This window comes from Sorangium sp. So ce1335 (assembly GCF_051521615.1).
Taxonomy (GTDB): domain Bacteria; phylum Myxococcota_A; class Polyangia; order Polyangiales; family Polyangiaceae; genus Sorangium.
Genome location: NZ_CP150363.1, coordinates 6034500 through 6044588, shown reverse-complemented (window position 1 = coordinate 6044588; position 10089 = coordinate 6034500). Strand labels below are relative to the sequence as shown.

Genomic DNA, 10089 nt, shown 5'->3' with positions numbered 1-10089 from the left:
CTCCTGTGCGGGTGAACCCCCGCTCGGCCAGCCGTGAGCCCGATGCAGACGTGAGGGCGCGCTGCGATGCGGCGGGCTGCCAACTCATCTGGCGCCGGTGCCACCGCCGCTTGCGGCGGTGGCGCGCGCTTTTGTCGAGATCGCGCGCTGCTGCGCGGGGCGCGCGAGTTGCTAAAGTCGGCGCCGATGCGAAGCGGCGAGAAGATGCAGAGGACAGCAGACACCTGGCGGATGCGCGCGGCCAGCGTCGCGCTGCTCGGGGCGATCGGGTGCCAGGGCGGCAACACGAGCGGAGGCGCGCCCGCAGGCAGCGCCGCGCCGGTTGCGAGCGGGGCGCCGGCCGCAGCGGCGAGCGGGGCGCCGGCCGCAGCGGCGAGCGGGGCGCCGGCCGCAGCGGCGAGCGGGGAGCCGGCCGCAGCGGCGAGCGGGGAGCCGGCGCCGTCCGACATCTCGCTGACGTCGGAGAAGGTGCTGAAGGTGATGAACCCGAAGGGGCGAGAGCCGTACAGCGGGCCCACGGGGACGCTGCGAGGGCGGGTCACCATCAAGGGAGACCCGCCGCCGGACACCGGGCACAGGTTCCCGACCGGCAAGTGCGGCGAGGGCGCTGCGACCTACGGGAGGCTGTTCCGGGTGGGGCAGCAGAACGCGCTCGCCGACGCGCTCGTCACCGTCGTCAACTACAGCGGCTACGTGCCCGAGCGCGAGGAGGCCGAGAAGGTGACAATCCACGGGTGCGCGTTCTCGAGCCGGACCGTGGCCATGACCTACGGGCAGCGGATCGAGGTGGCGAACCGCGATACGCTGGAAGCGTACATGCCGAACCTCGAGGGCGCCCCGTTCATGGCCGTCCTCGTCGCGATGCCGCAGGGCGAGCCGGTGAAGTTCTACCCGCCGCAGCCGGGCTACTACGAGCTCGTGGACAAGATGCCGACGAAGCCGTTCCTCAAGGCAGAGGTCTTCGTGCTCAAGTTCTCGACGCACGACGTGACCGACCTCGATGGGAAGTTCGAGATCAAGAACATCCCCGTCGGCAAGGTGCTCACGGCCGCGCTCCTGCCCGCCATCGATCAGGACGTGAAGAAGGAGATCGAGATCAAGGAGGGCGACAACACGCTCGACTTCGAGCTCACCTTCGATCTCGCGAAATACCAGGAGAAGAAGGGCGCAAAGATGTCATCGCCCTGAGACAACGCTCACGTTGAGCGAGCGAGGAATGAACCGCCAAGGACGCCAAGAAGAAGACAATGCCTTGGCGTCTTGGCGGTTCCAAGCTCTGCTCGTTTCAGGCGGGTTCAACCCGTTGGTTGCTCCAGGGTCAGGGCGCGCCGGCGGCCAGCTCCCGCTGGACGCGCTGCGCGACCCGCTGGGAGAGCGGATCCCCGGCGTCGGGCGGGGGCAGGGGGCCGAGCCAGGCGATCGCGGCGTCCCGGCCGACACGGCGGAAGAGCAGCTCGGCGAGGAGGAGCCGCGCAAGCGGCGAGGGGGGGACCGCGGGACCACGGCCCGCCGCGGTCGCGTGGAGCGCGTCGACGGCCCGGGTCAGCGCGTCGACGTCGCCGCTCAGATCGGCCGCCACGGCGAGCGCAACGAGCGCCGAGGCGCTCGCCGGATCGGCCCCCGAGACGAGCTCGGCCTGCTCGCGGGCCTCGCCGGCGCGGCCCAGGGCGGCCGCGCGCACCGCCACCTCGGCGAGCGGCAGGTCCGCGTCGCGCGCGAGACGCCGGGCGCGGCGGAGCTGCCCGAGGACGAGCGCCTCGTCGAGCTCGGCGAGCGGCCCTCGCGGAGACGGCGGTCGTCCGGCGGCGCCCCCCGGCGGGACGAGCTCGCGCAGGCGCCGCGCGGCCTGCTCGGCCGAGACGCGATCGCCGGACTCCAGGGCGATCGCGTGGAGCGCGCGCCACGCGTCCACCGACCGGGGGCGGCGCACGAGCAGCGCCCGCAGCCCGCGGCGCGCGTCGTCGGTCCGGCCGAGCCGCCGCAAGATCTCCGCCCGGAGCAGGAGGCCGTCGTCGCGATCCGGATCGAGCAGGATCGCCCGCTCGACGCGCCCGAGCGCCGCCTCCAGCCGGCCCGCGGCGAGATCGCAGCGCGCGTGCTCGCGGTGGGCCGGCTCGTAGTCCAGATCGACGCCGCGCGCGCGGGCGAACGCGTCCTCCGCGGCCTGCCGCTGGCCGAGGCGGCAGCGGACGGACCCGATGCGGGTCCAGATGTCCGCGCTGTCGGGGTCGGTCTCCTCCGCCAGCTCGTACGCCTGGAGCGCCGTCGCGAGATCGCCGCGCGCCTCGGCCTCGGCGCCGATGGCGTACAGCGTGTACGAGCGCGCATCGATGTGGCGGCCGACGAGGACATGGCCGTCCACCGAGCGAGCGACCCGGGGCGCGGCGCAGCCGGCGCCGGCCGCGAGCAGCGCGAGCCCCGCGGCGGCGCGGGGCAGGGCGGCGCGCGCGGGGCGATCCGGGCGAGCAACGGGGGCGCGCGCGGGGCGATCCGGGCGAGGAGGGGCGACGCGCGCGGGGCGATCCGGGCGAGGAGGGGCTACGCGCACGCGGCGATCTCGGCGAGGAGGCGATCGTTATCCTCGCGGAGGCCGACCGTGATCCGGAGCCGGTGCGCGAGGCGCCCGCCCGCCGCGTGGAAGCTGCGCACGAGGACGCCGCGCGCCGCGAGCGCCTCGAAGACCTCGCCGGCAGGGCGGCGCGTGGCGACCCAGAGGAAGTTGGCGTGGCTCGGCGCGACCGAGAGGCCGAGCTCGGTCAGCCCGCGCGCGAGCCGCTCGCGCTCGCCCGTGACGGTCGCCGCGATGCGGCGGAGCTCGCCGTCGAGCTCCCGCAGGGCGAAGGTGGCCGCGCGCTGCGACGGCACCGGGACGTTGTAGGGCTGGCGGACCTTGTCGAGCTCGGCCACGAGCTCCGGGGCGCCGATGAGCCAGCCGACCCGCAGCGACGCGAGGCCGATCTTGGAGAGCGTCCGCAGCACGGCGACGTTCGGGTGCCTGCGCCGCAGGGCGAGCTGATCGCGCGGGGCGAAGTCGATGTACGCCTCGTCGACGATCACCAGGGCGTCCTTCGCGGCGGCGATCACCGCCTCGAGCCGGTCCTCCGACATGAGCGCGCCCGTCGGGTTGTTCGGCGAGGCGATGAAGACGACGTTGGGCCGCGCGAACTCGACGGCGCGCGCGAGGGCGCCGGCGTCGAGATCCCAGCCGGCGTCGAGCGGGACCTCGACCGCGCGCATGCCGCGGGCGCGCGCGCTGAGCTTGTACATGACAAAGGTGGGGCTCACCGTGACGACGCTCGCCGCGTCCGCGCCCTGGCGCGGGCGGCTGAGCGCGGTGAGCACCATCGAGATCACCTCGTCGGAGCCGACGCCGGCGAGGATCTCGTCCGGCCCGACGCCGCAGCGGGCCGCGATCGCCTCGCGGAGCTCGACGAGGCGCGCGTCGGGGTAGCGGCCCCAGTCCTCGGGCGCCGCGGCGCGCTGGAGCGCGGCCCGCGCCTCGGCCGAGAGCAGCGGCGGGCTCTCGTTCGCGTCGAGGCGCACAGGAAAATGACCCGCGACCGGGGTGTAGGCGTCGAGCTCGGCGAGCTCCGGACGGAGCAGCGCGGGGAGGAAGTCGGGCAGCGTCATCGATTCAGCTCACGGTGGTCGCGGGCGCGAGGAAGGGTCAGGGGGCGCCATTCTACCCAGGTGGGAGCCGGGGTGCCCTGGCGCGAGCATTCAGGGCGGAAGTTCGGGGCAGGGGGGCGGCCGCGAGCGGGAGCGAAGCACGGGAGACCTGTACGCGCACGGGCGAGCCGGAGGAGGAGCGGGTCCTGAATTTCACAGCCCACCGCCTGTCGGGCCAAGATGGCCCCCATGCCCACGTTGAGCCCTGCGACCGTGCTCGTGCCGTCGCTGTCGTCCCCGATCACGGAAGGCTTGAACCTGATCTTCTCGCCGGACTTCCCCTTCGAGGAGCGCGAGGGCAAGGTGGTCGCCGCGCCGCGCGCCGACGGCGCGCCCTTGTCGGTCGGGCGCGTCGTCCGGGGACAGGAATCGCTCCTGGAGATGCGGCAGGAGATCGCGCGCAGGTTCGGTCCGCTCCCGGACGGCGTCCTGCCGGAGAGCGCGCCCGGAGACGCCCCCGGCGCGTACGCGTTCTCGTTCGTGAGCCCGTCGTTCGCGTCGCCCTTCGCGAGCCAGCGCGATGGCGTCTTCTTCGGTGAGCATGTCCTGCCAGTCTTCGGACTCTGGAAGGATGTCGACCATGTGACGTGGACGAGGGCCGCGGCGCAGCTCCGGATACACCGCCATCGCGGTCTGGATGACTTCGTGATCGAGATCGAGGCCAGGGGCGAGGAGCGCGTCGTCGTTGCGCGGTGCCCGCGCCCCGAGACGCTCGGGGCCGCTGTCACCGAGGTCGTCGCGGCGTTGCGGAGGTCGCGGAGTTGGCTGCGGAAGTGGTTCGGCGAGAAGCCATTCGACCGTGACTGCGCGCTGAGGATCCCCCCGCTCGATCTATGTGCGGTCCACGTCCACGATGAGCTCATCGGCAAGACGCTCGCCGAAGGGGAAAGCCGCATGATCGGCGACGCCCGCCATGGGGTCCGCTTCCGCTTGGGCGGGGACGCGCTCCCGCCGAGCGAACCCGGGCCGATCACCCTCGGGCGCGGCGATGCGTACAGGCGCCCGTTCGTATGCAACGGCCCGTTCCTCGTGGTCGTGCTGGGCGAGCCACCGCAGGACGAGGTGCGGCTCGCGGCCTGGATCGAGGCGCTGGAGCCGCCGGAGGGCGCGGCCGCCGCGTCCTGAGCTGCAGGCCGTGCCTCAGAACCCGAAGGTGTACCAGCGCGGCTTGACGTCCGTGATCAGGTGGCCGCCGCCGCTGACGCTCAGGTTACCCGGGGCATTGCCGCTCCCCAGGCCCGTCGGCATCCCTCTGACAATCCCCGAGTCGCCCGCGTGTCCTCGCTCCGCGGCGGAAGGCCCTCCTGGGAGGCCCGCCGCCGTCGCGCCCGATGTTGTCGCGCCGGTCCGGTCCGCCACCGCTTGCGCGACGCTCCGGCCGAAGAGGCTCGGCTTTGTCCCGCCGTTGCATGTGACGATCTCCACGCGCGCGCCGGGCATCTTCCCGTTGAACCCGGCGGCGTTCAGCTTGTCCGCGAGCTGGGCCCCCGAGATCATCGGTCCCGCCCACTCCACCTGGCCTGGCACGCCATGGGTGTCGATGACGACGTCGGTCTCCCCGGCCAGGCTACCAGGCACAACTTGGTTCGGCTTGAGGATCGTCGCGCCCGGGTACATCGTCGCATACCTCGAATAATACGAGTTGTGGAGGTTGGGATCGTTCGAGGCCGTGATGATCGTGAGCAGCCCGAGCGGATCGATGAAGAGCGTCGGGTTCGGGACGAAGCCGATCTCCTGCAGCGATCCCGACACGCCGATGGGATCCGGCGTGATGAACACGCGGAGGTCGGGCGCGTAGTAGCGGTACCGGTTGTAGTGCAGCCCGGTGAGCTCGTCGGCGCGCTGGCCGGCGAAGCGGAGCGCACCCGGCTCGCCGCGCCGGTGCGCGACCTCGCCCCAGGTTGTCAGGTCGATCTCGGCGACCTGTCCCGCCGCGTCGAGGTAGAGCCACGGCGTGCCCGCGGCGTCGGTGGCCACGAGGCGGAAGCTCGCGCCGTCCTGCGACTCGAGGAGCGGCATGTGCCCCGGCGTGTCGAACACGCGGCGCGTGAGCTGCCCGCTCGAGGCGCGCTCCTCGACGATGCTGTCGCCGTCCCACCCGAACCAGGTGCTCCCGTGGCCGACCACCTCGGCCACGCGGCGGCCGAACGCGTCGTAGATGTACTGGACCTTCAGCCCGTCGCCGCGCACGGCCTCGGTGAGCCGGTCGTTCTCGTCGAACGCGTACCGCCAGCTGCGCTTCGGGTCGGGCGCGTCCCGGCCCGCGAGCCGGCCGAGGCGGTCCCAGTACAGGGTCTGATCGCCCAGCGCGAGCGGCCGACCGCCGACGCCGACCGACCCTTCGCCCCGCAGCACCGCCGTGCCGTGCGGCGAGAACGAGAACGCCTCGGCGGCGCCGAGCCCGCGCACCTCCACGGGCCGCCCGTGCGCGTCGAGCTCGTAACGTCGCTCGCCGCGCTCGGAGTCGGTCACGGCGGCGAGCGCCCCGACCGGGTGCCAGCGGTAGGAGCGAGCCCGGACGACGTCGCCCGGCGCGCCCTCCACCTGGATCTCGACGGGGAACCCCTCGGCGTTGCGCCGGGTCACGATGGCGCCGATCCCGCCGTCGCGCCGGCGGGCGCGCTCGCCGTCCTGCGCGTCGCGCTCGAAGAGGAAGCGCTCGGCGGCGTCCGGCTGGCCGACGTCCATCGCGGCGACGCGGCCGTACGCGTCGTGCTCCAGCGCCACGCGCCAGCCGGACGAGTACCTGCGCCCGACGAGCTTGCCGCCCTCGTCGTAGTCGTAGCTCGCGACGAACCTGAAGCCGCCGCAGGTCTGGGCGTCGCGCAGGATCGCGCCGCGATCGTCGTACGCGAGCTCGGTCGTGCAGGCGCCGTTCGTCGCGCGCACGACGCGCCCGAGGACGTCGTACTCGAAGCGCTCGACGAGGCCGGACGAGTACTCCCGCGCGACGACGTTGCCCGCGCCGTCGCGCGAGAGCCGCACGATCGACTCGTCCGGCCGGAGGATCGACACGAGCCGGTCCGCGCCGTCGTACTCGTAGCGGTACTGGAGGCCGGTGAACGTCGTCTCGCGGACGAGGTTGCCGGCCGCGTCGTAGACGAACGTGCGCCGCTCGCCCGCCGCGTTCTGGATCCAGCGCAGCCGCAGCAGCGCGTCGTAGCCCATGAGCCAGCGCGAGCCGTCCGGCAGCACCTGCTCGACGAGCGCGCTGGCAACGTAGCGGTAGCGCGCGCGGCCGCCGCCGGGGTACGAGGTCGCGGTGCACAGCCTGAGCCCGTTGAAGGCGCGCTCGGTGCGCTGCCCGTTCGGCCCGACGGCGCCGACGACGTTCCCGGACGAGTCGTACTCGAGCGTCGTCGCCGCCCCGCCGGGCGACTCGATGCGCACCGGCATCCCCAGGAGATCGTACACGTAGGTCCACACGCGCTCCCCCTGGGCGTACCGGACGAGGTTGCCGTGCGCGTCGTACTCGAGCGTGTCCGTGAGGCCGCTCGGGTACGTGATCTTCGTGTTCTTGCCGCGCGCGTTGTACGCGGCGGTCGTCTTGCCGCGCGCGTCCTCGAGCTCGACGACCCGCCCCAGCCTGCGCCGCGCGGTGGAGCGGGCGCCGTTCGGGGCGATGGTCGTGACGCCCTGCCGCTCGGCGTCGATCTGGTACCGGATCGTGCCGCTCCCGTCGCTCAGCGACGAGAGCCTGCCGGAGGCGTCGTAGTGGCGCCGTTGCGTCACGCCGGCGCCGTCGGTCACGGCGATGAGCCGCCCGACAGCGTCGTACCGGAAGAGCATCGCGTAGCCGCGCGGGTCGACGTAGCGCTCGACGAGGCCCAGCGCGTTGCCCTCGTAGCGGTGCACGTGGCCGAGCGCGTCGGTCACGGCGGCCTGGTAGGGCCCGGGTCCGTACGCGATGCGGGTGTGGAAGATGCCGCGCGGGCCGCCGGGCGCGCGGGCGTCGGGGTCGCCGAGCGCGGCGAGGATGTCGGCGCCCGGCAGCTCACCCCAGGTCTCGACGCAGCGCCGCTCGCCGCCGACGTCCTTGTACACGAAATGGAAGACGACGCCGTCGGGGCGCGCCTCCGAGAGCAGGTAATGATCCTCGTCGTAGCTGAACCGGGTCTCCGCGCCGCCCGCGTCGATCACCCGGACGAGGTCGCCCCGCCCGTCGAGCTCGTACGTCACGAGGCGCCGCCGGTGCTCCTTGCCGTCGGCGTCCGTGACGGCGACCGTCCAGATCCGCAGGTTCCCCTCGCGCGAGAGCGTCGCGCGGCGGCCGACCGAGTCCGTGATGGCCACGATCTCGTCCTGGTCCCAGTCGATGTGGGCGGCGTTGCCGAAGCGGTCGCGCAGCTCGACGAGCGCGTACGCCCTGGGATCCGCGGTGGGCTGGAGGACGCGCAGGAGATCGTCGTCGAGGTCGACGACGATCGCCTCGCCGTCGCGGAGCACCTTCCGGCCGTGGGGGAGGAGCAGCGCCTCGTCGGTCCCGGGCAACGGCATCTCGGTGCGGCGCTGCTGCTCGTCGATGAGGACGAGGCGATCGCCGCTGCGCTCGGCGCGCCAGGCGAGGCTGTGCGACCATCCCCAGCCGAGGCCCGCGCGGTGGCGCACGGCCGAGGTGCTGTAGGTGCGGACCCACTGCACCCAGAGGAACCCGGGGAGCGTGAAGTCGACCGAAGGGATCGTGAACAGGGTCCCTGTCACGACGTCGATCGGGTGGCCCGCGGCCGCCTGGCCCTCGGCGCCCGGCGGCGCCGGCGGGCTCGGCGGTCCGGCGCCCTGGCTGCTGCCGCCGCCGCCTCCGCCGGCGTTGCTCCCGCCCTGCGGGCCGCCGCCGCCCGGGCCCCCGGCGCCGCCGCCCGTGCTGCCGCCGCCGCCTCCGCCGCCCTTGGCGTTGCTCGCGTTCGCGCCGGCGCCGACGGTGATGCTCTTGTTCATCTGGCCCATGCTGCCGGTGATGCCGGCCATGCCGAGCTCGATGAGGACGTTGGGCGCGCCGAGCCACGGGAAGCAGGGCCCGGCGGTGTTGAGGCTGACCACCTCCTTGAGCGTGCCGGGCTCGTTGCCGTGGCACGCCTTCATGCAGCCGCCGACCGTGAGGATCTTCGCGCCCTCGATCTTTGTGCGCATGCACGGGTCGATGATCCCCTCGGCGACCGTTCCCATGGTGGGGTAGGGGATGGGCAATGGGCTCGGCGCGGCCGGGGTCAGGCACACGCTCACCGCCATTCCGGTCATCTGGTGTCCGGATTTGTTGGTGATGGTGTCCAGGTGGAGGGCAGTGACCTTACCCATGGTGACAAGATGCTCTCACGGCCCCTGAGACGCCTGCAACCGCGAGCACGACTCCGGTGACCCGGGAAAGCTGCATGGCCCGGAGCGGGTCAGGAGCAAGGGCGCACCGCCCAGGGAGTCCTCCTTCTTGTTGCGTCTCTGCGTCTCTGCGCCTTCGCGTCGAAACGCGGCTCCGGATCCCTGGCGCTGCTCCGGACGTCGAGGACCAGCGCCCACCCATCCTCAGCGCGCGACAAGGCGCATCGCCGGGCGGCTGTGCTGGCTGTGCTCCGCCTCGAGCTCCTCCAGCTCGAACGCCCGATCCATGTCCATGTCGAGCTCCTCGAGCTCGCGCTGCGTGCTCTCGCCGTTGTCGATATCGTCGAGCTCGCGCATGAACCGGTCGATCTCCGCGCACGTCGACGGCGAGTCGACGGGCGTCATCGATTGCTCGTGCATGAGCTGGATGAGCTCCAGGATGGCCGCGAGCTTCTGCGAGACGACCTCGAGCCCCTCGCGCGTCTGGCTCCAGCACTCGGCGCGCCGGTAGGCGATCGAGAGCCTCCGCTCCGACAGCCCGCGCGTGCGACCCGCGGACGTGCTCCGGACCGCCTCGAGCGAGCGGATCGTCTCCATGAGCTCGGTGTGGTTGGTCATCGCGAGCGACTCCTGACCGGCCTTGTGCGCGATCGCGAGGCGGATGTAGCTCATGAGCAGCCGGCTCAGGCCAAAGCCGTCGTCGAGCAGCATCGGGACGGCGCCGCCGCGCCGCCGGATGTTCTCGCGCGTCCGGTCGATCAGCCGGTCGAGCCGCGCGAGCTCCTGCTGGTGCCGGATGTCCATCTGCCGGATGAGCGACTCGCGCGCCCTCGACCACGCGGCGCGATCGGCCTCGTCGAGCTGCGCGTCGATGCTGCGGCGGAAATAGCCGCGCCAGGGGACCAGGCACAGGATGAGCAGCTCCGCCCCGAGGCCGATCAGCAGGAGCAGCGGGCTCCAGCCGATGAAGCTCAGGAGGAGCGCGCTCCCCACGACGAGGAGGTTGTACGGATGGACAAGCACCCGGCCCACGTACGTGCGCGCGGTCCGCCGCCGCAGCGGTGCGACCTGGACGCCGAACGCCGCCAGCATCGCCCTCGACTCGGCCAT

At 73.0% G+C, this 10089-nt stretch carries 6 protein-coding genes; 2 read left to right on the top strand and 4 right to left on the bottom strand.

Going from position 1 to position 10089, the window contains the following annotated elements; genetic code table 11:
• Window positions 1–186: 186 nt before the first annotated feature.
• Complete coding sequence (locus WMF24_RS22300) at window positions 187–1188, top strand: hypothetical protein (protein WP_437738451.1); 1002 nt, start codon at window positions 187–189, stop codon at window positions 1186–1188.
• 130 nt (window positions 1189–1318) lie between these two features.
• Here the strand turns inward: WMF24_RS22300 and WMF24_RS22295 are convergent, their stop codons facing one another.
• Window positions 1319–2548 carry a tetratricopeptide repeat protein gene (locus tag WMF24_RS22295; protein WP_437738450.1) on the bottom strand — a complete coding sequence of 410 codons (1230 nt, stop codon included), beginning with the start codon at window positions 2546–2548 and terminating at the stop codon, window positions 1319–1321.
• Complete coding sequence (hisC, locus tag WMF24_RS22290) at window positions 2539–3630, bottom strand: histidinol-phosphate transaminase (RefSeq protein WP_437738449.1); 1092 nt, start codon at window positions 3628–3630, stop codon at window positions 2539–2541. The genes WMF24_RS22295 and hisC overlap by 10 nt, the downstream gene beginning before the upstream one ends.
• A 228-nt stretch (window positions 3631–3858) precedes the next feature.
• Between hisC and WMF24_RS22285 the strand changes: the two genes are divergently transcribed.
• On the top strand, window positions 3859–4794 hold the full coding sequence (locus WMF24_RS22285; RefSeq protein ID WP_437738448.1) for a hypothetical protein: 936 nt from the start codon (window positions 3859–3861) through the stop codon (window positions 4792–4794).
• Window positions 4795–4809: 15 nt separating this feature from the next.
• On the opposite strand, the gene WMF24_RS22280 is transcribed toward WMF24_RS22285, so the two are convergent.
• Both WMF24_RS22280 and WMF24_RS22275 read right to left on the bottom strand, forming a co-directional pair.
• Window positions 4810–8961, bottom strand: coding sequence for a PAAR-like domain-containing protein (locus tag WMF24_RS22280; RefSeq protein ID WP_437738447.1), 4152 nt, complete (start codon window positions 8959–8961; stop codon window positions 4810–4812).
• A gap of 222 nt (window positions 8962–9183) precedes the next feature.
• Complete coding sequence (locus tag WMF24_RS22275) at window positions 9184–10089, bottom strand: hypothetical protein (RefSeq protein WP_437738446.1); 906 nt, start codon at window positions 10087–10089, stop codon at window positions 9184–9186.

Coding starts and splice junctions, on each gene's coding strand:
- hisC (WP_437738449.1), bottom strand. CDS start 3,630: ATGACGCTGCCCGACTTCCTCCCCGCGCTGCTCCGTCCGGAGCTCGCC.
- WMF24_RS22300 (WP_437738451.1), top strand. CDS start 187: ATGCGAAGCGGCGAGAAGATGCAGAGGACAGCAGACACCTGGCGGATG.
- WMF24_RS22285 (WP_437738448.1), top strand. CDS start 3,859: ATGCCCACGTTGAGCCCTGCGACCGTGCTCGTGCCGTCGCTGTCGTCC.
- WMF24_RS22280 (WP_437738447.1), bottom strand. CDS start 8,961: ATGGGTAAGGTCACTGCCCTCCACCTGGACACCATCACCAACAAATCC.
- WMF24_RS22275 (WP_437738446.1), bottom strand. CDS start 10,089: ATGGCCGAGTCGAGGGCGATGCTGGCGGCGTTCGGCGTCCAGGTCGCA.